Annotated in this window: 22 protein-coding genes; 4 read left to right on the forward strand and 18 right to left on the reverse strand. The window is 70.5% G+C overall.

From position 1 onward, the window contains the following. Window positions 1-4: 4 nt before the first annotated feature. The 15 genes from hpnH to OHT51_RS06450 form a co-directional block, all read right to left on the reverse strand. On the reverse strand, window positions 5-1027 hold the full coding sequence (gene hpnH / locus OHT51_RS06380) for an adenosyl-hopene transferase HpnH (protein WP_328877905.1): 1023 nt from the start codon (window positions 1025-1027) through the stop codon (window positions 5-7). Between the two features lie 5 nt (window positions 1028-1032). After that, on the reverse strand, window positions 1033-1674 hold the full coding sequence (locus OHT51_RS06385) for a phosphorylase family protein (RefSeq protein ID WP_328877906.1): 642 nt from the start codon (window positions 1672-1674) through the stop codon (window positions 1033-1035). Then, complete coding sequence (shc, locus tag OHT51_RS06390) at window positions 1674-3689, reverse strand: squalene--hopene cyclase (RefSeq protein ID WP_328877907.1); 2016 nt, start codon at window positions 3687-3689, stop codon at window positions 1674-1676. Before shc ends, OHT51_RS06385 begins: the two co-directional genes overlap by 1 nt. Before the next feature lie 143 nt (window positions 3690-3832). Next, on the reverse strand, window positions 3833-4897 hold the full coding sequence (locus OHT51_RS06395; protein ID WP_328884255.1) for a polyprenyl synthetase family protein: 1065 nt from the start codon (window positions 4895-4897) through the stop codon (window positions 3833-3835). A 71-nt stretch (window positions 4898-4968) separates the two neighbouring features. Further along, window positions 4969-6396, reverse strand: a complete 1428-nt coding sequence (gene hpnE, locus OHT51_RS06400; RefSeq protein ID WP_328877908.1) for a hydroxysqualene dehydroxylase HpnE — start codon at window positions 6394-6396, stop codon at window positions 4969-4971. Continuing rightward, window positions 6393-6536: a DUF6380 family protein gene (locus tag OHT51_RS06405; protein WP_328877909.1), complete on the reverse strand. Its 144-nt coding sequence runs from the start codon at window positions 6534-6536 to the stop codon at window positions 6393-6395. The genes hpnE and OHT51_RS06405 overlap by 4 nt, the downstream gene beginning before the upstream one ends. Further along, window positions 6536-7498 (reverse strand): presqualene diphosphate synthase HpnD, encoded by a 963-nt coding sequence (gene hpnD, locus OHT51_RS06410; protein WP_328877910.1) that lies wholly within the window; start codon window positions 7496-7498, stop codon window positions 6536-6538. Before hpnD ends, OHT51_RS06405 begins: the two co-directional genes overlap by 1 nt. Further along, a complete protein-coding gene (hpnC, locus tag OHT51_RS06415; protein WP_328877911.1) occupies window positions 7495-8424 on the reverse strand; it encodes a squalene synthase HpnC in 930 nt (309 codons plus the stop codon). Before hpnC ends, hpnD begins: the two co-directional genes overlap by 4 nt. 358 nt (window positions 8425-8782) lie before the next feature. Next, on the reverse strand, window positions 8783-9562 hold the full coding sequence (locus tag OHT51_RS06420) for an ABC transporter ATP-binding protein (protein WP_328877912.1): 780 nt from the start codon (window positions 9560-9562) through the stop codon (window positions 8783-8785). Continuing rightward, window positions 9555-10484: an ABC transporter permease gene (locus OHT51_RS06425; RefSeq protein ID WP_328877913.1), complete on the reverse strand. Its 930-nt coding sequence runs from the start codon at window positions 10482-10484 to the stop codon at window positions 9555-9557. Before OHT51_RS06425 ends, OHT51_RS06420 begins: the two co-directional genes overlap by 8 nt. A 99-nt stretch (window positions 10485-10583) precedes the next feature. Then, window positions 10584-11456 (reverse strand): glycosyltransferase family 2 protein, encoded by an 873-nt coding sequence (locus OHT51_RS06430; protein WP_384183652.1) that lies wholly within the window; start codon window positions 11454-11456, stop codon window positions 10584-10586. An 8-nt stretch (window positions 11457-11464) separates the two neighbouring features. After that, a complete protein-coding gene (locus OHT51_RS06435) occupies window positions 11465-12244 on the reverse strand; it encodes a CDP-alcohol phosphatidyltransferase family protein (RefSeq protein ID WP_328877915.1) in 780 nt (259 codons plus the stop codon). Further along, the gene (locus tag OHT51_RS06440) at window positions 12222-13283 is read right to left on the reverse strand and encodes an iron-containing alcohol dehydrogenase family protein (protein WP_328877916.1); all 1062 of its coding nucleotides are present in this window, start codon (window positions 13281-13283) and stop codon (window positions 12222-12224) included. Before OHT51_RS06440 ends, OHT51_RS06435 begins: the two co-directional genes overlap by 23 nt. Beyond that, window positions 13271-14023 carry a phosphocholine cytidylyltransferase family protein gene (locus tag OHT51_RS06445; RefSeq protein WP_328877917.1) on the reverse strand — a complete coding sequence of 251 codons (753 nt, stop codon included), beginning with the start codon at window positions 14021-14023 and terminating at the stop codon, window positions 13271-13273. The genes OHT51_RS06440 and OHT51_RS06445 overlap by 13 nt, the downstream gene beginning before the upstream one ends. Continuing rightward, entirely contained in the window at window positions 14020-15828 is a 1809-nt protein-coding gene (locus OHT51_RS06450) for a DUF5941 domain-containing protein (protein ID WP_328877918.1), read from the reverse strand. Before OHT51_RS06450 ends, OHT51_RS06445 begins: the two co-directional genes overlap by 4 nt. 276 nt (window positions 15829-16104) lie before the next feature. Between OHT51_RS06450 and galE the strand changes: the two genes are divergently transcribed. The 3 genes from galE to idi all read left to right on the forward strand — a co-directional run bounded on the left by galE (window position 16105) and on the right by idi (window position 18977). Continuing rightward, window positions 16105-17088 (forward strand): UDP-glucose 4-epimerase GalE, encoded by a 984-nt coding sequence (galE, locus tag OHT51_RS06455; protein ID WP_328877919.1) that lies wholly within the window; start codon window positions 16105-16107, stop codon window positions 17086-17088. A gap of 166 nt (window positions 17089-17254) precedes the next feature. Further along, entirely contained in the window at window positions 17255-18196 is a 942-nt protein-coding gene (locus tag OHT51_RS06460) for a cation diffusion facilitator family transporter (RefSeq protein ID WP_328877920.1), read from the forward strand. 187 nt (window positions 18197-18383) lie between these two features. Then, the gene (gene idi / locus OHT51_RS06465; RefSeq protein WP_328877921.1) at window positions 18384-18977 is read left to right on the forward strand and encodes an isopentenyl-diphosphate Delta-isomerase; all 594 of its coding nucleotides are present in this window, start codon (window positions 18384-18386) and stop codon (window positions 18975-18977) included. A 27-nt stretch (window positions 18978-19004) separates the two neighbouring features. On the opposite strand, the gene OHT51_RS06470 is transcribed toward idi, so the two are convergent. After that, window positions 19005-19514 carry an ATP-binding protein gene (locus OHT51_RS06470; RefSeq protein WP_328884256.1) on the reverse strand — a complete coding sequence of 170 codons (510 nt, stop codon included), beginning with the start codon at window positions 19512-19514 and terminating at the stop codon, window positions 19005-19007. A gap of 297 nt (window positions 19515-19811) precedes the next feature. Here OHT51_RS06470 and OHT51_RS06475 point away from each other — a divergent pair, with 297 nt between their 5' ends. Continuing rightward, a complete protein-coding gene (locus OHT51_RS06475; protein WP_328877922.1) occupies window positions 19812-20567 on the forward strand; it encodes an enoyl-CoA hydratase/isomerase family protein in 756 nt (251 codons plus the stop codon). Here OHT51_RS06475 and OHT51_RS06480 read toward each other — a convergent pair. Both OHT51_RS06480 and OHT51_RS06485 read right to left on the reverse strand, forming a co-directional pair. Continuing rightward, the gene (locus tag OHT51_RS06480) at window positions 20554-21189 is read right to left on the reverse strand and encodes a DJ-1/PfpI family protein (protein WP_328877923.1); all 636 of its coding nucleotides are present in this window, start codon (window positions 21187-21189) and stop codon (window positions 20554-20556) included. The genes OHT51_RS06475 and OHT51_RS06480 overlap by 14 nt on opposite strands. Window positions 21190-21236: 47 nt before the next feature. After that, window positions 21237-22196, reverse strand: coding sequence for a GlxA family transcriptional regulator (locus tag OHT51_RS06485; protein WP_328877924.1), 960 nt, complete (start codon window positions 22194-22196; stop codon window positions 21237-21239). Window positions 22197-22270: the final 74 nt, after the last annotated feature.

Genomic DNA, 22270 nt, shown 5'->3' on the forward strand with positions numbered 1-22270 from the left:
GACGTCACTCCCGGTTTCCGGAGACCGTCTCGCGCATGGCGCGCAGCGACTCCTTGAGCGAGCCCATGGTGGCGAGGACGGCGGTGGGCTCGTAGCCGCAGTGCGCCATGCAGTTGGCGCAGCGCGGGTCCTTGCCGCGGCCGTACTTGTCCCAGTCGGTTTCCTCGATCAGCTCGCGGTACGTCGGGACGTAGCCGTCGCTCATCAGGTAGCAGGGGCGCTGCCAGCCGAACAGGGAGTAGTTCGGGATCGCCCACGCGGTGCACGGGAAGTCGACCTTGCCCTCGAGGAAGTCGAGGAACAGCGGCGAGTGGTTGAGCCGCCACTTCCTGCGGTTGCCGCCCGCGAAGGCCTTCTTGAACAGCTCGCGGGTCTGCTCGACGCCGAGGAAGTGCTCCTGGTCGGGGGCCTTCTCGTAGGCGTAGGCGGGCGAGATCATCATCTCGTCGACCTTGAGGTCGTCGTTGAGGAAGTTGAGCACCTCGATGATGGTCTGCGGGGTGTCGGTGTTGAAGAAGGTCGAGTTGGTGGTGACCCGGAAGCCGCGTCGCTTGGCCTCCTTGATCGCCTCCACGGCCTCGTCGAAGACGCCCTCCTTGGCCACGGACTCGTCGTGGCGCTCGCGCAGGCCGTCGATGTGCACGGCGAAGGCGAAATAGGGCGAGGGCTTGAACTTGTCCATCTTCTTGCGCATCAGCAGGGCGTTGGTGCACAGGAAGACGTACTTCCGCTTGGCCACCAGCTGCCGCACGATCTCGTCGATCTGCGGATGCATCAGCGGCTCACCGCCGGCGATGGACACCATCGGCGCACCGGATTCGAGCACGGCCCCCACGGCCTGGGCCACCGGCATGCGCTGCTTGAGCACTCCGGCCGGGTGCTGGATCTTGCCGCAGCCCTCGCACTTGAGGTTGCAGGCGAAGAGCGGTTCCAGCTCGACGATCAGCGGGAACTTGTCCCGCCGACGGAGCTTTTGTTCGGCCAAGTAAGTAGCGACCTTGATGGACTGACGCAGCGGCATGGCCATCTGGCTCACCTCCTGGGGAGCAGCAAAGAACGGTGCCATTCAAAGAATGCGGGTAGAACGGAACGAAGGACGCGGAAAGCTGATATTCCACCGCGCAACGTGCCGATCCGGACGAGTTCATGTTCTGGAGCGTCCACGACCACCCGGACGGCCGCAACCGGGCGCTCGCCCGCGCGCACGGCACTCAGGAGCGTGGCCGCCGATTCCATGTCGACCGCGATTGCGCCGGTCGAGAGCAGATCGGACCGCTCCTGACCACGGATGATGTGATCGGAGCCGGTGAGGGGTCCGGTGTGGACGGTGCGGCCCGGAATGGTCCGCGCGAGCTCTTTGACGAGTAGGTCGGTTCCGACGCACGGAATGGTTCCCCCCGGATCCCGGGTCTCCCCGGCGACGACCAGGTCGCCGGGGTGCATACCGGGGGCGAGCCCCGCGCAGAACCCCGTGGCGAGCACGGCGGCACCGCTGAGGGCCGGATCGGCCAGGATCCTGGTCACGGAGCGCTCGGCCGCCCGGGGTCCCATGCCGGTCCGCAGCACGGTGACGGGCCCGCCGCCACCGCCGCGGTCGCTCGTGCGCAGGGCGAACTGCTCGATGCCGAGCGCGCAGGCGATCAGCAGCGGGGCCGGGGCGGGCTGTGGGGTCATCAGCTCACCTTGACCTCGGCGAGAGATGCCTTGGGCTTCTCGGGGAAGGGCTCCCCGTGGACGTACCGGCCGAGTGCGGTGAGCGGGAAGACCTGCCGGTAGAGGTGATAGTTGATCGAGAAGTCCCAGGGGAAGCCGGTGCCGGTGAAGTACGGCTCGTCCCAGGAGCCGTCCTCCCGCTGGGTGGCGGCGAGCCACTCGATGCCGCGCTCGACGGCCTTGGAGTCCTTCTCCCCCGCCGCCAGCAGCGCCATCAGCGCCCACGCGGTCTGCGAGGCCGTGGACGCGCCCTTGCCGCTCCACTCCTTGACGTACTTGTAGGAGCGCAGGTCCTCGCCCCAGCCGCCGTCGTCGTTCTGGACGGACTCCAGCCAGCTCACCGCGCGGCGGATCGCCGGGTGCGCGCCCGGGAAGCCGGCCGCCACCAGGGCGGGTACGACGGATCCGGTGCCATAGACGTAGTTGACGCCCCAGCGCCCGAACCACGAGCCGTCCGGTTCCTGCTCGGCGAGCAGCCACTCGATGCCGCGCCGGGTGCGCGGGTCGTGGGCGAGGCCCTCGACGGCCAGCATCTCCACCACGTGGGCCGTGACGTCCGCCGATGGCGGGTCGATGACCTCGCCGAAGTCGCAGAACGGCAGCCGGTTGGGGAACGGGCTGGTGTTGTCGACGTCGAACGCGCCCCACGCCCCGTTCCTCGACTGCATCCCGAGGTTCCAGCGCACCCCGCGACCGATCGCCCGCTCCATCCGCTCCGGGTCGTGGTGCTTGACCCGGCGCAGCGCGAGGACCACCTCGGCGGTGTCGTCGATGTCGGGGTAGTTGTCGTTGTGGAACTCGAACGCCCAGCCGCCGGGGGGCAGTTGAGGACGCTTGACCGCCCAGTCGCCGGGCCGGACGATCTCCTCGCCCAGCATCCAGTCGGCGGCCTTGACGAGCTGCGGATGGTCGGCGGGCACCCCCGCGTCGGCCAGCGCGATGGTCGCGAGGCAGGTGTCCCAGACCGGCGACTGGCACGCCTCGATCATCCGGGCCCCGTCCTCGCGCCAGATGGCGAAACGGTCCAGCGATGCCAGCCCCTCGCGCATCACGGGGTGTTGGAGGTCGTAGCCGAGCAGGTGCAGGGCGATGACCGAGTACACCGCCGGCGGCTGGATGCCACCCCAGCAGCCGTCGTTCTCCTGTCGCTCGATGATCCAGCGGGCGGCGCTGTTCATGGCCGCTCTGCGCAGCTTGCGCGGTGCGACCTTGCGCAGCTGGTGCAGGGCCTTGTCGAGTCGCTGGAAGGCCCCGTCCCAACTGGCCGCCGGGGCAAGGGGCTTGGGCGGGTTGGGGTTCGCCGGGTCGGTGTGCAGTTCGTCGAGCGGGAAGGGCGCGGGGCGTACCGGGCGCTTCGCGGAGACGATCGTCAGCGGGACGATGGTCTGCCGGGCCCAGCAGCCGAAGTCGTAGATGTTGAGCGGTACCCACGTGGGGAAGTAGATGAGCTCCGGCGGGAGTTCCGGCAGGTCCTCCCACTTCCACCAGCCGAACAGAGCCAGCCAGATCCGGGTGAACACGCGGGAGGCGGCGATGCCGCCCTGCTCGCGGATCCAGGCGGAGGCCTTCGCCATGTGCGGGGCGTCGGGCGCGTCACCGGCCAGGCGGAGGGCGACGTACGCCTCGATGGTGGCGGAGAGTTCGCCGGGCGCGCCGTAGAAGGTGCCCCAGGTGCCGTCCTCGCGCTGTTCGCCCCGGATGAAGAGCGCGGCGGCCTGTGTGGTCTTCTCGTCGCGGATGCCCAGGAACTGACGGAGCAGCAGGTCCTCGGCGTCCATGGTGACGTTCGTCTCGAGGTCGCCCTTCCACCAGCCCTGGGCGTCCTGCTTCGCCAGCAGGAAGTCGGTGGCGCGCCGGGCGGCGCGTACGGCGGCTTCGTGGACCCCGGCCGCCGCGGGGAGTTCGCTGTCGGTGTCGCTGGCCGCGGCGGCCCGGGGTGGCAGTGCCCCGGTGCTTCCGTCGGTCGTCGCTGTCATGGCTTCCCCTTCGTGCAGTGCTCCTGGTAGTGCGTCTGCTGTGGGTCCGCCGTCGGCCGGTGCGCTCGTTCACGCTGCACCGGCCGGCGACTAAGCGAGGGTTATTCGACCGATACTGATCATCTCTTTTCGCCCGGTGGTGCTCATCTCTTTCGTACGACGACGAAGTCGGCGAGTGCCGTGAACTGGTCCCGCACCCGGTCGGGCATGTCGACGGCGTCGAGGGCCTCGACGGCGACGGCGTGCTGACGGCGTGCCTCGTCGGCGGTCCACTCACGGCCGCCCGCCTCCTCGATGAGGGCGGCGCGGGCGGCGAACTCCTCCTCGGAGAAGTTCTCGAAGTCGCTGCTCTTGGCGTCGGCGGCGAGGATCTCGCCGAGCCGCTCGGAGGCGGACCCGCCCGCCGCGAGCGCGGCCACGACCGGCAGGGACTTCTTGCGCTGGCGCAGGTCGCTCCAGGTCTGCTTGCCGGTGGAGACCGGGTCGCCCCAGATGCCGAGGAGGTCGTCGACGGCCTGGAAGGCGAGGCCCAGGTGGTAGCCGTACTTCTCCAGGGTGTCGGCGGTGCGGTCGTCCGCGCCACCGAGCACGGCGCCGATCGAGCTGGCGCAGGCGAGCAGGGCGCCGGTCTTGTTGCCCTCCATCTCCAGGCACTCCTCGACGCTGACGCGGTCGCGGTGCTCGTAGGAGATGTCCTGCGCCTGGCCGTCGATGAGGGCGCGGGTCGCGGTGGTCAGGCGGCGGGTGGCGCGGCCGGCCTCGACGGTGCCGAGCTCCAGCAGGACCTCGTTGGCGAGCGCGAACAGGGCATCGCCGACGAGGATGGCCTGCGCGGGGCCGTGCACCTTCCAGACGGTGTCGCGGTGGCGGCGCTGTTCGTCGCCGTCCATCAGGTCGTCATGCAGCAACGAGAAGTTGTGGACCAGTTCGACGGCGACGGCACCGGGGATGCCGACCTCGGGCGTGGTGCCCGTGACCTCGGCGGAGAGCACCGCGAGGGCGGGACGTACGGCCTTGCCGCCGTCGCCGGCCGTGGGCTTGCCGTCGGCGTCGATCCAACCGAAGTGGTAGGCGGAAACGGTGTCCATGGGAGGGGCCAGGCGGTCGATCGCCGCCCGCAGTACCGGCGTGGCCAGGGTCCTACCGCGCTCCAGGAGCGCGGTCACGTCGACCGCGGTCTCTCGAGCGGCCTTCGAGGCCGGGGGCACAGTGGGCACGTTCTCTCCTCTTGTTGCGGTACCGGGGGTGCGGGTGCCTGCCGCCGTGTGCTGGTTCAGCATCACGCCGCCTCCTCTACGTCGAAGAGGTGGCTGGGGCGGGGCCGGCCCAGGGCGCTCAGCGCGGCGCCGGCCGCACTCACGCCACTGCGGACCGCACTCTCCATGGTCGCGGGCCACCCTGTGGCGGTCCACGCTCCGGCCAGATACAGACCGGGTGCCTTGGTACGAGCGCCGGGCCGCAGCCGCCCGACGCCGGGGGTGGGAGCGAACGTCGCCGTGCGCTCCCTGGTCACGAAGAAGTCCTTCACCTGCGCGCCCCGCGTCCTGGGCAACAGCCGCTCCAGCTCCGGCAGATAGCGCTCGCGCAGTGCGGCGACGGGTGCGTCGATCTCGTCCTGCGCGGCCGACTGGGACAGGGCGAGGTACTGGCCGCCGCGCAGCCCGGAGGCAGCGGTGCGGTCGAACACCCATTGCACCGGGGTGCCGAGCGCCGCGAAGAACGGCCGGGTGAGCACCTGGCGGTCGTAGACGACATGCACGTTCAGGATCGGCGCGGTGCCGATCTCCAGCAGCCGTTCGGGGGCGTCGAGGGCGCCCTCGGGCAGCAGGTCGTGGGCCTCACGCTGGGCGACGGCGAGCACGACGGTGTCCGCCCGCAGCGTCTCGCCGGGAACCTGGACGCTCCAACGTCCGTTCTCGTCAGGGGAGATGGAGGTGACTCGTGTACGGACCTCGGTACGAACGCCCGCGGAGTCGAGCGCCTTGCGGGCCAGCCGGTCATGCAGGTCGCCCAGCGGGACGTGCGCCCATCCGATGTCGGCCGCGCCCGGGTCGGACAGCAGACCGGTCTTGAACACCATCGCGGCGAGCCCCAGCGAGGCGTCACCCGCGACCGCGTTGAGGGTGGCGACCCCGACCAGGTCCCACAGGGCCTCGACGGCACGCGCCGACTGACCGTGCGCGGTCAGCCAGCTGCCGAAGTCCTGGGTGTCCAGGGCCGGATCGGCGAGGTCGAGCCCCTTGAGCGCGAGCGCGGCCCGCCCGACCTTGGCGCGATCTGCGAGCGACAGATGCGGATACGTCACCAGGCTCCGGCCCAGGTGCAGGGGTACGGGCAGCGCGTCGCGCCGCAGCGTGCCCAGGCGCCGTCCCTCGGGCCGTTCGACGTCGATCACGGGCACGTCGAGCCGGTCCTGCAGCGGTGCCAGCGCCGTGCCCTCGATCCGGTCGAGGAACCAGCGGTAGGCGGTGCAGCAGCGCAGGTAGACGTGCTGGCCGTTGTCGACGACCAGGTCGCCGCGCTGGAAGGAGAAGGCCAGGCCACCGAGCCTCGGCCTGCCCTCGATCAGGGTGACGCGCACTCCGGCGTCGGCGAGGGCGAGCGCGGCGGTGATGCCGGCGAGCCCGCCGCCGACCACGACGGCGTCCTTCCCGGAGCCTGACGGGATGTCGGCGAGCGACGCTTGTGGCGGCGTGCCGTCGGTCATCGTGCACCCTCCCCTGCCCGGCCGCCGTGCAGGTGCTTGAACGCTGCACGGCCGGTCGTCTCAGTCAGGGACGCGGCCCGGCAGCGGAGGGTTGCCCGCCACTTTTCGCCGGTGGCATCACCTTGGACCGGAATGTCCATCAGGCACGCCTCCTGACGGCACGGCTGACGGTTCGGCGGGTCGCATGCCGGGCGTCCAGACCGGACAGGCCACGCACCGCGACGTAGGCCTTCTCGCGCCCGGGCAGGGAGACCCGGCCGCGCAGCACGGCCTCCGGGTCGCGCTCGATGCGGTCGAGCAGGCGCAGGTAGATGCCGGCCATCGCGGCGACGCAGGCGCCGCTGCGCCGGTCCAGCATGGGGAGCAGCCGGTAGCCCTCGGCGAAAAGAGCGCGGGCCCGACGCACTTCGAAGTGCACGAGGCCCGCGAAGTCGGAGCCCTCCGGTGGGGTCGGCCCGCTGAAGCCGGCCGAGCAGCCGAATTTCGCGAGGTCGTCGGAGGGCAGATAGGTGCGCCCGCCCTCGGCGTCCTCGCGGACGTCCCGCAGGATGTTGGTGAGCTGGAGGGCCAGCCCGAGCGTGTCGGCGTACTCAGGGGCGCGCTCGGCGCCGCGCGCGCCGGGTCCGGTGCCGAACACGCCGAGCGAGAGCCGTCCGATGGCGCCGGCCACGCAGCGGCAGTAGACCTTGAGGTCGTCCCAGGTCTCGTAGGTCTCGCCGCGTACGTCCATCAGGACGCCGTCGATGAGCTCGTCCAGGCCGCCGAGCGGGATCGGGAAGGCGCCGGCGGCGTGGGCGAGGGCGACGGCCACGGGGTCCGTGTCGTCCTCGGCGACCGCTCCGTCGCGGATCCGGGTCAGCAGCTTCCGGGTGTCCTCGAGCCTGGCGATCTTGACGTCGCCGCTCAGGGCGCCGTCGCCGATGTCGTCGACGCGGCGCGAGAACGCGTACAGCGCCGACATCGCGCGGCGCTTGGGCGTGGGCAGCAGCCTGATGCCGTAGGCGAAGTTCCGGGCCTGTTGACCCGTGACGGCCTCGCAGTAGCTGTAGGCGGCGAGTACCGGTGCGGACGCGTGTGGTGCAGACTCCACGGTCCGGATCACCCCTCTCCTCGCAGAGTCACGCCCGCCTCGCGCAGCAGCTGGAGCTTGCTGGCCTTGGGCGGGCCGGGAAGTACGTCGTATTCGGCGGCGGCGATCGCCCGGACCGCCGCCCTTCCCCCGGCCACGAAACCCGCCAGCAGCAGCTTGAGCCTGCCGTGGACGCTACCCACCAGGGGGGTGCCTTCATTCAGGAGGTTCAGGGCACGTTCGGCTTCGTATGCAACCAGTGCGCGCACCGATGCGCCTGCTGTTTTGGCCACCAGGTCGGTTTCCTGGACGTGGAAACGCTTCATGTCCTGCGCGGGGAGATAAATCCGGTCACGGCCGAGGTCCTCGGCGACGTCCTGGAGGTGCTCGACGATCTGCAGAGCGGTGCACACCGCGTCGGAACGGCGGATCCGCTCGGGCGTCCCGGTGCCGGTGACGGCGAGGACGAGCCGGCCGACGGGGTTGGCGGACAGTTCGCAGTAGGCAAGGAGATCGTCGTAGGTCTCGTACCGCCCGACGAGTTGGTCCTGGCGGTTGGCGGCGATCAGCCCCAGGAAGGGCTCGGGGGTCAGTGAGCAGCGGCGGACGGTGTGCTGCAGGCGGCGCAGCAGGGGGTGGCCGGGGGTGCCGTCGAAGACCCGGCGCAGGTCGGCCTCGAAGGCGTCGAGGAGCGCGAGGCGGTTCTCGGCCTCCTCGGGCGACACGCCGAGCAGACGGGCGTCGGCACCGCCGGGAGCGAGATCGCCGTCGCCGATGTCGTCCACGAGGCGGGCGAAGCCGTAGACGGCCATGAGGTCGGTCCGCCAGGCCCTGGGCAGGAAGAACGGCGCCACGGGGAAGTTCTCCGCGGCGGCCTTGTCGAGTGTGTCGCGCTCCGGGTCACCTGGGCGCGCGGATTTTCCCGTCACCGTGGACTGCCCGGCGCGGGGACGGCACATGCTGCGTGGAGCTGGGGAGTTTCCGTAGCCATTGCCGTCACATCTCCCGTTCTACACCGCAGACCCAATGCACACTATTTCGGACACGCCGCCCGGCTGTCCGCGCCGCAGCCCGGAGAGAGGGGTGTCGTGCCTTATCGCCCTACTTGCCGCGTTTCGGTACCGGTACAGCTTACGTTGTACAACGGTGCGGGGCCCGTGGGGGTGTCCTGCACATCACAACAACACACCGATTGGCGTCAAGCTTCCCAGGACCAGGCGAAGTTGACGTTTCCTTTGCAGACGCGGGGCCCCGCCGGGGCAGTTCCGGCGGGGCCCGGGGAAGCGTGCTGGGCCGCTCGGCCCATGTCCGGGTGGACTACTTGCCCGTGAACTTCTCGTACTCCTTGAGGACCTCGTCCGTCGGTCCGTCCATCCGGAGCTCGCCACGTTCCAGCCACAGGACGCGGTTGCAGGTGTCGCGGATCGACTTGTTGTTGTGACTGACGAGAAACACGGTGCCGGCTTCCTTGCGCAGCTCACGGATGCGCTCCTCGGAGCGCTTCTGGAACTTGCGGTCGCCGGTGGCCAGCGCCTCGTCGATCATGAGGACGTCGTGGTCCTTGGCGGCGGCGATGGAGAAGCGCAACCGGGCCGCCATGCCGGAGGAGTAGGTGCGCATCGGCAGGGTGATGAAGTCGCCCTTCTCGTTGATGCCCGAGAAGTCGACGATCTCCTGGTAGCGCTCCTTGATCTGCTCGCGGGTCATGCCCATGGCGAGCCCGCCCAATATGACGTTGCGCTCGCCGGTGAGGTCGTTCATCAGCGCCGCGTTCACGCCCAGCAGCGAGGGCTGGCCGTCGGTGTAGACCTTGCCCTTCTCGGGCGGGAGCAGGCCGGCGATGGCGCGCAGCAGGGTGGACTTGCCGGAGCCGTTGGAGCCGATCAGGCCGATGGCCTCGCCGCGGTAGGCGACGAAGGAGACGCCGCGGACCGCGTGCACCTTGCGCACGCCCCGCTCCTCGCCACGCTTGAGGATGCGGCTGAGCGCGGCGGTGGCGCTGCCCTTGCCGGTCTTGGCACCGTTGACGCGGTAGACGATGTGCAACTCGTCCGCGATGACGGTGGGGATGTGGGAATCCGTCCTCTGCTCAGCCACGGCCGTACCTCTCCTCCGCCTTCCAGAAGTACACGAAGCCGCCGACGGCCACCAGCACCGACCAGCCGAGTGCGACCGCCCAGACGTGGTCGGGCAGGTTCGAGGAGCCGTAGCCGTCGATGAGCGCGAAGCGCATCAGGTCCATGTAGACGGCGGCCGGGTTCCACTGCAGGACGGTCGCGATCCACTCCGGCTTGCCCTTGAGCATGATCGGGATGGAGAACATCACGCCGGACGCGTACATCCACGTACGCATCACGAACGGCATGAGCTGCGCCAGGTCCGGCGTCTTGGAGCCGGCCCGGGCCATGATCATCGCGAGGCCGGTGTTGAAGAGGAACTGCAGGACGAGCACCGGCACGATCAGCAGCCAGGACATCGCCGGGTAGCTGCCGAAGGCCAGGGCCACGGCGAACAGCACGATCATCGAGAACAGCAGCTGCTGGAGCTGCTGGAGCGCGAACGAGATCGGCAGTGAGGCGCGGGGGAAGTGCAGGGCGCGGACCAGGCCGAGGTTGCCGGAGATCGCGCGTACACCCGCCATCACCGAGCTCTGGGTGAAGGTGAAGACGAAGACGCCCGTGACCAGGAACGGGATGTACACCTCGCGGGACATGCCGCGGTCGGCCTGGAGGATCAGGCCGAAGATGAAGAAGTACACGGCCGCGTTCAGCAGCGGGGTGGCCACCTGCCAGAGCTGGCCGAGCTTCGCCTGGCTGTACTGGGCGGTCAGCTTCGCCCGCGAGAACGCGAGGATGAAGTGACGCCGGTCCCAGAGCTGGCGGACGTACTCGATCAGCGTGGGGCGGGCGCCGCTCACGGACAGCCCGTACTTGGCGGCCAGCTCGGCCGCCGTGAGTCCCTCGTCGGGCGACGGAGGCGCGCTCACCGCGACTGAGCCGTCGTGCGTTGTCTCACTCACCAGTTGAAACTTTCGTCTTCGAGATGCGCAGCCTGTGCGGGCATGGCATGAACCTGGGGCCGGGGTACGGTCCGGTGGCTGCTCTCAGGGTCGAGCTTGTCAGATGACGGGAGGTCGGCCCAGTCGGGTCAGCCGCCACACCGTACGCCACTTCATGGGCCTGCGGGGACCGCATGAAGTGGTCCAGCCTTCCCGGAATCCGCCGAACCATGCCCGCAGGGCGGGGCGGGAGGGGCGGCGGGCGAGGGTCAGCAGCATCCAGACGCCCAGATAGACCGGGACAAGGGGGGCGGGGAGGTTGCGGCGGGCGAGCCAGACGCGGTTGCGGGCGACCATGCGGTGGTAGACCGCGTGCCGCGAGGGCGCGGTCGTCGGGTGGTACAGCACCATGTCGGACCGGTAGTCGATCATCCAGCCCGCGTCGAGGGCCCGCCATGCCAGGTCGGTTTCCTCGTGGGCGTAGAAAAATTCGTCCGGCAGCCCGCCGACTTCGGCGAAGACCTGGGTACGGACGGCGTTGGCGCCGCCGAGGAACGTGGTGACCCGGGAGGAGCGCATCGGGTCGGAGGCGCGCAACCGGGGGACGTGGCGGCGCTGAGTGACGCCGTTGTCCGGGTCGGCGATGCGGAAGCTGATGATGCCGAGCTGCGCGTCGGCGGCGAAGGCCTCGCGGCAGAGCTCGGCGGTGTCGTGGTGGGCGAGAAGGCCGTCGTCGTCGAGGAACAGCAATATGTCGACATCACGACCGCCGGGGCCGAAGGCCTCGATGCCGACGTTGCGGCCGCCGGGGATGCCGAGGTTCTCGGGCAGCTCGATCGTCCGGACGCCCTCGGGGACGTCCGGGACCGGGGAGCCGTTGCCGACGACGACGACCTCGACCCGGTCGCCGTCCTGCTTGGCGACCGAGTCGAGCAGGGCGCGCAGTTCGTCGGGGCGGTTGCCCATCGTGATGATCACCGCGCCGACCTTCATGGGCGCGCTCACTTCAGCCTGCTCGACGCGAGGATGGACACGAGGTGCAGCACGGTCTGCAGCAGCGCGATGCCGGCCAGCACCGCGACGCCGAGCCGGGAGAAGAACAGGTCGCCGCGGATCTGGTCGACGATCGCCAGGACCAGGATCAGCAGGGACGCCTCGATGCCGAGGATCAGACGGTGGAACTTGAGGGCACCGGCGGCCTTGCGGGCCAGCGCCATGCCGGAGGAGCGCATCTCGGACGCGGCCTCCTGGACCGGCGGCTTGCCGGTCTGGTGCCGGGCGACGCCGACGAGGTCGGTCTCGGCCTTGATCAGGATGGCGCCGAGGGCGGCCAGGGTGCCGAGGAAGGCCCACAGCCAGTCGATACGGCCGCTGCCCCACAGGTCGGCCGCGCGCAGGCCGAAGCCGACGAGCACCGCCGCGTCGGTGAGGTAGGCGCCGACGCGGTCGAGGTAGACGCCGCCCAGGGAGTACTGCTTCTTCCAGCGCGCGATCTCGCCGTCGACGCAGTCCAGCAGCAGGTAGAGCTGGACCATGACCACGCCGAGCACGGCCCCCGGGATCCCCGGCACGAGAAGTGCCGGGGCCGCGAGGACGCCGCATACGGTCATCAGGTATGTGAGCTGGTTGGGCGTGACCCTGGTGTTCACCAGGTAGCGGTCGACCCGCAGGGACACCTCGCGCATGTAGAGGCGTCCCATCCAGTGCTCACCGCTGCGCCTGTCCTTCACCCCCGCGGGGTGAACGACGGGGCGGAGTTCAGCTACCGATGGCCTTGACATAGTCGGCGTAGATGTCCTTGATCTGGTCGGTTGTCAGGTCGAGGTGTTCGAGGATCGTGTAGCGGCCGGGCCTGGTCTGCGGAGCGAACTCCACGACGCGGACGAATTCGTCGTCCGTGAAGCCGATCTCCTCCGGCAGTACCGGCAGCCCGTGCCGACGCAGCACCTCGGCCATGTAGGCCGACTCCTCGTGGGCTCCGCGCAGGTACATCGCGAAGGCCGCGCCCAGTCCGCACTGCTCGCCGTGGGCGGCGGCACGCTTCGGGTACAGCAGGTCGAAGGCGTGGTTGATCTCGTGGCACGCGCCGGAGGACGGGCGGGAGTCGCCCGACACCGACATGGCGATACCGCTGAGCACCAGCGCCTCGGCCAGCACCTGGAGGAAGTCGGTGTCCCCGATGCCGCCGGGGTGGCGCAGCACCGCCTCGCCCGCCTGCCGGGCGATCGCCGCCGCGAGGCCGTCGATCTTCTCGCCCTTGACGCGGTTCGCCAGCTCCCAGTCCGCGATCGCGGAGATGTTGGAGATGGCGTCACCGATCCCGGCCCGCACGAAGCGCACCGGGGCGTCACGGATGACGTCCAGGTCGATGACGACCGCGATCGGGTTCGGCACACCGTAGGAGCCGCGCCCGGCGTCGTTGTCGAGGGTGGCGACCGGCGAGCACAGACCGTCGTGCGCCAGGTTCGTCGGTACGGCGACCAGGGGCAGGCCGACGCGCGCCGCGGCGAACTTGGCGCAGTCGATGATCTTGCCGCCGCCGAGCCCGACGACCGCGTCGTAGTGGCCGGCCCTTATGGCACCGGCCAGCTGGACCGCGTCGTCGAGGGTGCCGCCGCCGACCTCGTACCAGGTGGCGCCGGGCAGCGCGGGAGCGAGCCGCTCCTTGAGCCGGGCGCCGGAGCCGTTGCTGACCGCGATGGCCAGCTTGCCGGAGTGCGAGATGCGTTCGTCGGCGAGCACACAGGCCAGGTCGTCGAGGGCACCCGGGCGGATGTCCACGACCACCGGCGAGGGAATCAGCCGGGTCAGTACAGGCACGCGATCTCCCGTCCGCGGGCGAGATCGTCGTGGTTGTCGATCTCCACCCACTTGACGTCGCCGATCGGCGCCACGTCGATGCGGAAGCCGCGGTTCACGAGCTCCTGGTAGCCGTGCTCGTAGAACTGCTGCGGGTCCGTCTCCCACACCGCCTTGAGGGCGTCGGCCAGCTCGGGGGCGGCGTCGCCCTCGATGAGGGTCACGCCGATGTACTCACCGGTCGCCTCGGCGGGGTCCATCAGCTTGGTGATCTTCGTCATGCCCTTCGCGGGGTCGACGACGACCTTCATCTCCTCGTCGGCCAGGCTCTTCACCGTGTCCAGCGCGAGGATGATCTTCTTGCCGTCGCCACGGGCGGCAAGCAGCGTCTTCTCGACGGAGACCGGGTGCACGGTGTCGCCGTTGGCGAGGATCACGCCGTCCTTGAGGGCGTCACGACCGCACCACAGGGAGTAGGCGTTGTTCCACTCCTCAGCCTTGTCGTTGTCGATGAGGGTGAGCTTCAGACCGTACTTCTGCTCAAGGGCTTCCTTGCGCGCGTACACGGCCTCCTTGCGGTAGCCGACGATGACCGCGACCTCGGTCAGACCGATCTCGGCGAAGTTGCCGAGAGTCAGGTCGAGAACCGTGGGTTCGCCCTCTATGCCCGCGGGCCCCACCGGCACCAGAGCCTTGGGAAGGCTGTCGGTGTAGGGGCGCAGACGCCGTCCGGCGCCGGCCGCCAGCACGAGGCCGATCATGCGGGTTCTCCTTCATCGTGAACGGCGGGTGCCCCGGAGGACACCCAGAAGCGGATGCTCTCGACGAGCACCACGAGGGCCACGGCCACGGCGAGCACCGTGAGCGCGACACTGAACTGCGAGGCGGAGAGCACCGCGGCGAGGACGGTGACGAGCAGCGTCCGTCCTTCGTGCCCCCCGATGGCGCGCACCAGCCAGGCCGGGGGCGCTCCGGCGTTGCCGCGGATGCGGTACACCGTGTCGTAGTGATGGTAGGCGACAGCGGCCACCAGGCCGAAAGCCGCAGGAAGGGCTCCGTTTACCTCGGCTTTGGCTGCGAGCAGCAGAACGACGCCGTACTCGGCGGCCCGGAAGAAGGGCGGGACCAGCCAGTCGAGGGCGCCCTTGAGGGGGCGGGCGACGGCCAGGGCCGAGGTGACCGCGTAGACGACGGCGCCGACGACCGCCGAGGGCCCGCCGAAGCCGGGCTGCGCGGCCAGGCCGAGGAGGACGAGACCGCCGAGGAGGGCCACGGCGGGGGCGGCGATGCCGGGCAGCCGGCTCGCGGCGTTCTTGAAGACCCCGGCAAGGCTCTGCGCGAGCGGCCCCGAGTCCGCGAGGTCGGCCAGCGCCTGCGCGGCCCGGTCGGTGCGACGCGCCTTCCGCGTCAGCGACCGCAGCACCCGCCCCGCCGTGGTGTACGTCGCCGCGAAGGCACAGCCGACGAGCAGGACGTAGAAGGTGATCCGGGGCGTTGTGACGGCCGTGAGCACGGCGATCATCGCCCAGCGCTCGCCGATCGGCAGGACGATCATCCGGCGCACCCACACCGTCCAGCCGACGCTGTCGAGTTTGTCGGAGAGGGCGGCGGTGGGGCTGGTGTTCGCGGTGGCGTCGTGGTTGGCCTCGTTGAAGGAGAAGTCGACGACGTGCCGGCAGGTCTGCAGGATCATCGCGCCGAGGGCCAGGGCCCATACGTCGTCACCGCCGCGGGCGGCTCCCAGCGCGAGGCCGGCGTAGTAGGCGTACTCCTTGGCCCGGTCGAAGGTTGCGTCGAGCCAGGCGCCGAGCGTGGAGTACTGCAGGGAGTAGCGGGCGAGCTGGCCGTCGGTGCAGTCGAGGACGAAGGACGCGATCAGCAGGACGCCGGCCGCGACGAACCCGCCCCGGGTGCCGGTGGCCGCGCAGCCCGCCGCGATGAGCGCGGTGATGAGGGAGGCGGTGGTGACCTGGTTGGGGGTCAGGCCCCGGCGGGCGCACCAGCGGGCGATGTAGCGGGAGTACGGGCTGATGCAGAAGGTGGTGAAGAAGCCGTCGCGGGACTTCACGGCCGACTTCAGGCGTACGGCCTCGTCGTCGACGGCGGCGACGGCCTGCCGGGCCTCGTTGCGGGCCTGCGGGTCGGCCGGGACGGCGGCGACCAGGCTGCCGAGCTCAGGGCGGTGCACGTCGGTGCCGTCGTGGTCGAGGGCGGTGACGATGCGGTCGGCGAGGCTGTCGACGGCGACTGCCGTACCGCCGCCCGCGGAGTTCTCGCGAGCCATCGCCCGGGTCAGCGCCTGGCGTCCGGCCGACTGGGCCGTCACGGCGCCCGGGATCGCGGCGAGCGGGAAGCGGGGGTCGGTCAGGCCGAGGCGCAGCGCGTGCAGGTGGCCGACGAAGCGGGCGTCGACCACGGCGACCCGCTGGTCGCCGGGCACCTGGGCGAGCAGGGTCTCGGCGTCCGCGGTGTCGGCGGCGACCCGCACGTCGTAGCCGAGGGACCGCAGATCGCCCTCGAGCGACGATCCGGGCACCGGCTGACCGGTGAGGATGGCGGTCGACAAGCGAACTCACTCCCTGAATACCGGCATTCGCGCCGGTCATGTACATGGTGGCGGCGCCCCCGCAGGTGACGGCCGGGCGGCGTGTCGGCAGAGGCTATCGGATTAATAGAAGCCAACGTTCACCGGCCGTTTGGCGGAGCGATCAACGTGGTTTGCCCTGAGCTTTGCCGCGATCATCATCGGGGATCGCGGGGTCCGCCCACAAACTCGCGCCCGCAGACCGGGGCATCGGGGACATTGCATGCCCCGCCGGGGCCCGTCATAGGGTGGGCGACCATGACATGGCTGATCACAGGCGGAGCCGGCTACATCGGAGCACATGTGGCGCGGGCCATGACCGACGCCGGGGAGCGGGTCCTCGCACTGGACGACCTCTCGGCCGGGTATCCCGCACGGCTCCCCGCGGACGTCCCGCTCGTCGAGGGCTCGTCGCTGGACGGTGACCTGCTGAAGCGGGTGTTCGCGGAGCATGCGGTAACCGGTGTGGTGCATCTCGCGGCGCGCAAGCAGGTCGGCGAGTCCGTGGCACAGCCGACCCGCTACTACAGGGAGAACGTGGGCGGCCTCGCCACGCTCCTGGAGGCGGTCGCCGAGGCGGGGATCAAGCGGTTCCTGTTCTCGTCGTCCGCGGCGGTGTACGGCAACCCGGACGTGGACCTCATCACGGAGGGCACTCCGTGCGCTCCGGTGAACCCGTACGGCGAGACCAAGCTCACCGGGGAGTGGCTGGTGCGGGCGGCGGGCCGGGCGCACGGTATCTCGACGGTGTGCCTGCGCTACTTCAACGTCGCGGGCGCCGCGTCGCCGGAGCTGGCCGACACGGGTGTCTTCAACATCGTCCCCATGGTCTTCGACCGGCTCACCCGGGACGAGGCCCCGCGGATCTTCGGCGACGACTATCCGACGCCGGACGGCACCTGCGTCCGCGACTACATCCATGTCGCCGACCTCGCCGAGGCGCACCTGGCGGCGGCCCGGCGGCTCACCGAAGCGGACGCGGGCGGCGATCTGACGGTCAACATCGGTCGTGGCGAGGGCGTCTCCGTGCGCGAGCTGATCACCGTGATCGGAGAAGTCACCGGCGACGCACGCCCCGCCGTCGTCGAGGCCCGGCGCCCCGGGGACGCCCCGCGCGCGGTCGCGTCGGCCGCGCTGGCCGCCGAGGAGCTCGGCTGGACGGCTCGGCGCGGGGTACCCGAGATGGTCGAGTCGGCGTGGCAGGGGTGGCTGCTGCACCACGGCGGCCGAGCAGCCGGATGATCACGCAGTGCCCTGACCTGCGGATCGTTTCCGCAGGTCAGGGCACATGACAACGGTGTTCAGTGCCGCGTTGCCGGATACCCCCCACCCGTAGTTCACTGTGATCCCGGACGGAATCCGATCGGACATTCCGATCCTCGACGGACCACAGAAGGGCGGCTTTCTCATGGGGGCTGGGCACGATCACGGGCACGCGCATACGCACGCGCCGACGACCGGCACGGCGGCGGCCGCGTACCGCGGACGACTGCGCGTCGCGCTGTCGATCACCCTCGGCGTCATGGTGGTCCAGATCGTCGGCGGTGTGGCCGCCGACTCGCTCGCCCTGATCGCGGACGCGGCCCACATGGCGACGGACGCGGTGGGTCTGGCCATGGCCCTGCTCGCCATCCACTTCGCGAACCGCCCGCCGAGCGAGAAACGCACCTTCGGTCTCGCCCGCGCGGAGATCCTCGCGGCCCTGGCCAATTGTCTGCTCCTGCTGGGCGTCGGCGGCTACGTCCTGTACGAGGCGATCGAACGGTTCCTGACGCCGGCGGACACCAACGGCGGCCTGATGATCGTGTTCGGCGCGATCGGCCTGGTCGCGAACATGATCTCGCTCACGCTGCTGATGAAGGGCCAGAAGGAGAGCCTGAACGTGCGCGGCGCGTTCCTCGAAGTGGCCGCGGACGCGCTGGGCTCACTCGCGGTGCTGATCTCCGCGGCCGTGATCCTCACCACCGGCTGGCAGGCCGCCGACCCGATCGCCTCGCTCGTCATCGGCCTGATGATCGTGCCGCGCACCTTGAAGCTGCTGCGCGAGACCCTCGACGTCCTGCTGGAGTCGGCCCCCAAGGACGTCGACATGGCGGAGGTGCGGGCCCACATACTCGCCCTGGACGGCGTCGAGGACATCCACGATCTGCACGCCTGGACGATCACGTCCGGCATGCCGGTGCTGTCGGCGCATGTGGTGGTGCGCTCGGACGTACTGAACGCGATCGGCCACGAGAAGATGCTGCACGAGCTCCAGGGCTGCCTCGGCGACCACTTCGACGTGGAGCACTGCACCTTCCAGCTGGAGCCCATCGGGCACGCGGAGCACGAGGCCCGGCTCTGTCACTGAAACAACCGTACGGTCCGACAAGACGTCAGTACGGACGGAATGCAGCGATCCGGTGGTAGGCCGCGTCCTCATGCTCACAGCGCCCCCGGCGGCGGTTCCGTGCCCGCCGCGCCGGGCACGATCAACTGCCGGGAGTGCCGGATTCGTACGGCACACTTGGGGCGCAAGACCGAAGTGAAGGATGGGTATGCCGATCACACCTGCCACCGCGACGCACAGTCCGTCGAACGGCGCCGCAGACGCGATTTTGCTGGAACTGGTCGACGAGAACGGTGTGACGATCGGCACCGCCGAGAAGCTCGCCGCCCATCAGCCTCCCGGGCAGTTGCACCGCGCCTTCTCCGTGTTCCTCTTCGACGAGCAGGGCCGGCTGCTGCTGCAGCAGCGGGCACTCGGCAAGTACCACTCCCCCGGCGTCTGGTCCAACACCTGCTGCGGCCACCCCTACCCCGGCGAGGCGCCCTTCGCCGCCGCGGCGCGGCGCACCCACGAGGAACTCGGCGTCTCCCCGTCGCTGCTCGCCGAGGCGGGCACGGTCCGCTACAACCACCCGGACCCGGACTCGGGCCTGGTGGAGCAGGAGTACAACCACCTCTTCGTCGGACTCGTGCAGTCGCCGCTGCGGCCGGACCCGGAGGAGGTCGGCGAGACGGCCTTCGTGACGCCGGCCGAGCTGGCCGAGCGCCACGCGAAGGACACCTTCTCGTCCTGGTTCATGACCGTGCTCGACGCGGCCCGCCCCGCGGTCAAGGAGCTGACGGGCCCGTCGGCCGGTTGGTGACGAGGGCCGACGCGGGTCCGACGGGGCCTAGGGCACGCGCGCGGGTTTGAGCGGCACGGCGGCCCAGATCACCTTGCCGCCGCTCGCCGTGTGCTCGACGTCGCACACGCCGCCGGCCTCCCGGGTCACCTCGCGCACCAGGAGCAGGCCTCGGCCGCCGGTCTGGCCGTGGTCGGCCTCCAGGGCGGTCGGGCGGTAGGGGTGGTTGTCCTCCACGGACACCCGCAGCCACTCGGCACCGACGGCGACCTCCACGGCGAGCGTCGGCGACAGCAGCGCCGCGTGCCGGACGGCGTTCGTGACCAGCTCCGACACGATCAGCAGCACCCCCTGGACCAGATCGTCGGGGACCGGCACGCCCTGGCGGTACAGCAGGTCCCGAACGGCGTGCCGAGCCTGCGGGACCGAGGCGTCGACAGCCGGGGCGGTGAACCGCCAGACGCCCTCGTACGGCAGTGGATTCAGCGGCCGCTGGACGAGGGGCTCGTCCGCGCCGCCTGCTGGGCGTGGGCCGGACCCGCGCCCGTGGTTCTCCATCGTCCGGTCGCCACCCTCGCGCTCGATTGTCACCACACGTCGAGTGTTGGTAACGCACAGGTCCGGGCCGTAGTACTGAACAGAAGTCAGCAGGTATCGAGCGTTTCTGATCGTTGGCGTATGACACGGTCAGTTGTGGGACCACTCCGGCGCCGCTTGTGCCGACTTCACGAACTATTCGGGTTGTACGGGTTTGGCGCCCCCGACGTCCGGCTCGTTCCGCTCGTCCCTGGGCCGTGAGTCGGCCGAACGACCCTTCCTGATCGCCGTTCGGCGGGGGCGGATAGCATCCGCCGCATGGAGCCCCAGCTGCTGCACTGCGTCACCGACTCGGTGGCCACCGTCGTCATCCACCATCCGGCCAAGCGCAACGCCATGACGGCCGCGATGTGGCGGGCGCTGCCGCCGCTGCTCGGCACCCTGGCCGCCGATCCGGGCGTACGGGCGCTGGTGCTCACCGGTGAGGGCGGGACGTTCTGTGCGGGCGCCGACATCTCCACGCTCCAGGGCTCGCCGCAGGAGGCTCAGGGGCTGGCGGTGGCCGCCGAGGAGGCGCTGGCGGCCTTTCCGAAGCCGACGCTGGCGGCGGTCCGGGGGCACTGCGTGGGCGGCGGGTCGCAGCTGGCGGCGGCGTGCGATCTGCGGTTCGCCGAGGAGGGGTCGCTGTTCGGGGTGACACCGGCGAAGCTCGGGATCGTGTATCCGGCGTCCTCCACGCGCCGGTTGGCAGCGCTGGTGGGCCCGGCCGCCACCAAGTACCTGCTGTTCTCGGGCGAGTTGATCGGCACGGAGCGGGCCCTGCGTGCGGGCCTGGTGGACGAGGTGCTGCCCGAGGGCGAACTCGGCAAGCGGGTGGCGGAGTTCACCCGGATCCTCGCCTCCCGCTCGCAGCTGACGCAGGCCGCGGCGAAGGAGTTCGCGGACGGGCGCACCGACCGCGACGATCACTGGGCGGAGCAGGCGCGCGGAAGCGGCGACACCGCGGAGGGCGTCGCCGCGTTCCTGGAGCGCAGGCAGCCGCGCTTCACCTGGAACGTGCCTACACCAGGCTGAAGCGGCTGTTCGTACGGAACTCCTCGACGAGGTGCGCGGGCGCCTTCTGCGGCGAGCCGGCGTCGTAGGGCGGCTGCGGGTCGTACTCGGTGAGCAGCTGGACGGCCTGGGCGTGTTCGTCGCCGGCGATCTTCCCGATCAGGGTCAGGCCCATGTCGATGCCGGAGGAGACACCGGCCGCGGTGATGTACTTGCCGTCCGGTACGACCCGCTCGCCCGTGGGTTCGGCACCGTACTGCGGCAGGAAGTCCAGGGTGAGCCAGTGCGAGGTGGCGCGGCGGCCCTCCAGGAGGCCCGCGGCGCCGAGGAGCAGCGAGCCACTGCAGACGGAGGTCGTCCAGGTGCTGGTGGCGTCGGCGGTCCTGAGCCACTCCAGGAGGGCCTCGTTCTCGACCTCGGCGAACGTCCCGGGTCCGCCCGGTACGACGACGACATCGGGGTGCGGTACGTCGGCCAGGGCCTTGTCGGCGGTGAGGGCGAGGAACCCCGTGTCGGCACGCACCGGTCCCGCGGACTCGGCGACGAAGTCGACCCGGACGTCCGGGAGGCGGCTCAACGCCTCGTACGGTCCGACGATGTCGAGGGCGGTGAAGCGGTCGTACAGGACCATCGCGATCTGCATGGTTCGTCCTTTCGGAAGGAAACTCATCGGAAGGAAACTCAAGGGAGTCAGCCGGCGGGCACCGGGCGGAACCGGCGGCGGTACTCGATCGGGGCCGCCCCGAGCGTCTTGACGAAGGCGCGCCGCATGGCCTCGGGCGTGCCGTAGCCACTGGCCCGGGAGATCTCCTCGATGCCGTCGCTCGTGTCCTCCAGGAGGCGCCGGGCGTGTTCGAGCCGGACCCGGTCCACATAGCGGCCGGGGGTCATGCCGGTCTCGGACTGGAAGGCGCGGGCGAAATGGCGCGCGGAGAGGCTGGCGCGGGCGGCGAGCGTCTCGACGGTCAGGTCGGCGTCGGGGTGCTCGGTGATCCAGCGCTGGACCTCCCGGAGGGGCTCGCGCTGGGCGGTCTGGGCGGCGAGCTGGGCGCTGAACTGGGCCTGGTTTCCGGGCCGGCGCAGGAAGACCACCAGGTGGCGGGCGATTCCGAGGGCCACGTCCCGGCCCAGGTCCTCCTCGACCAGGGCCAGCGCGAGGTCGATGCCGGAGGTGACACCCGCGGAGGTGGCGACGCGTCCGTCCCGTACGTAGATGGGGTCCGGGTCCACCTCCACGGCCGGGTGGTCACGGGCGAGCTTGTCGCAGTACGCCCAGTGGGTCGTGGCGCGGCGGCCGTCCAGCAGACCGGCCGCGGCGAGCAGGATCGCGCCGGTGCAGACGGACACCAGGCGCTCGGCGCGGGGTCCGTGCTCGCGCAGCCAGTCGGTCAGCGCGGGCTGGGGACCGCGCGTGCCCTCACCGCCCGGGACGAGGAGTGTGTGCGGCTCGGAGACGTCGGTGAGGGACTCGTCCGGTACGACGGTCAGGTGGCTGGACGTGCGGACGGGGGCGCCGTCCAGGGAGGCCGTGCGGATGCGATAGGTGCCCGCGCGGTGCTTCTCGGCTCCCGCGAAGACCTCCAGCGGGCCGGTCACGTCGAGACTCTGTACGCCGTCGAAGAGGACGAAGAGAACGGTTCGCTGCGCCATGCCATCAATTCTTCGAGAGCGACCGCATGTCCGCAATGACGAGGACCCCTCCTTTCCTGCCACGCTGCGCATCC

Origin of the sequence: Streptomyces sp. NBC_00299 (assembly GCF_036173045.1) — a bacterium.
GTDB lineage: Bacteria > Actinomycetota > Actinomycetes > Streptomycetales > Streptomycetaceae > Streptomyces > Streptomyces machairae.

What these genes read in the sequence shown, in the direction of transcription:
- hpnH (WP_328877905.1), bottom strand. Translation starts at nt 1,027, where the DNA reads ATGGCCATGCCGCTGCGTCAGTCCATCAAGGTCGCTACTTACTTGGCC.
- OHT51_RS06385 (WP_328877906.1), bottom strand. Translation starts at nt 1,674, where the DNA reads ATGACCCCACAGCCCGCCCCGGCCCCGCTGCTGATCGCCTGCGCGCTC.
- shc (WP_328877907.1), bottom strand. Translation starts at nt 3,689, where the DNA reads ATGACAGCGACGACCGACGGAAGCACCGGGGCACTGCCACCCCGGGCC.
- hpnE (WP_328877908.1), bottom strand. Translation starts at nt 6,396, where the DNA reads ATGACCGACGGCACGCCGCCACAAGCGTCGCTCGCCGACATCCCGTCA.
- OHT51_RS06405 (WP_328877909.1), bottom strand. Translation starts at nt 6,536, where the DNA reads ATGGACATTCCGGTCCAAGGTGATGCCACCGGCGAAAAGTGGCGGGCA.
- hpnC (WP_328877911.1), bottom strand. Translation starts at nt 8,424, where the DNA reads ATGTGCCGTCCCCGCGCCGGGCAGTCCACGGTGACGGGAAAATCCGCG.
- OHT51_RS06430 (WP_384183652.1), bottom strand. Translation starts at nt 11,456, where the DNA reads ATGAAGGTCGGCGCGGTGATCATCACGATGGGCAACCGCCCCGACGAA.
- OHT51_RS06435 (WP_328877915.1), bottom strand. Translation starts at nt 12,244, where the DNA reads ATGTCAAGGCCATCGGTAGCTGAACTCCGCCCCGTCGTTCACCCCGCG.
- OHT51_RS06445 (WP_328877917.1), bottom strand. Translation starts at nt 14,023, where the DNA reads ATGATCGGCCTCGTGCTGGCGGCCGGCGCCGGACGGCGTCTGCGCCCC.
- galE (WP_328877919.1), top strand. Translation starts at nt 16,105, where the DNA reads ATGACATGGCTGATCACAGGCGGAGCCGGCTACATCGGAGCACATGTG.
- OHT51_RS06460 (WP_328877920.1), top strand. Translation starts at nt 17,255, where the DNA reads ATGGGGGCTGGGCACGATCACGGGCACGCGCATACGCACGCGCCGACG.
- idi (WP_328877921.1), top strand. Translation starts at nt 18,384, where the DNA reads ATGCCGATCACACCTGCCACCGCGACGCACAGTCCGTCGAACGGCGCC.
- OHT51_RS06470 (WP_328884256.1), bottom strand. Translation starts at nt 19,514, where the DNA reads ATGGAGAACCACGGGCGCGGGTCCGGCCCACGCCCAGCAGGCGGCGCG.
- OHT51_RS06475 (WP_328877922.1), top strand. Translation starts at nt 19,812, where the DNA reads ATGGAGCCCCAGCTGCTGCACTGCGTCACCGACTCGGTGGCCACCGTC.
- OHT51_RS06480 (WP_328877923.1), bottom strand. Translation starts at nt 21,189, where the DNA reads ATGCAGATCGCGATGGTCCTGTACGACCGCTTCACCGCCCTCGACATC.
- OHT51_RS06485 (WP_328877924.1), bottom strand. Translation starts at nt 22,196, where the DNA reads ATGGCGCAGCGAACCGTTCTCTTCGTCCTCTTCGACGGCGTACAGAGT.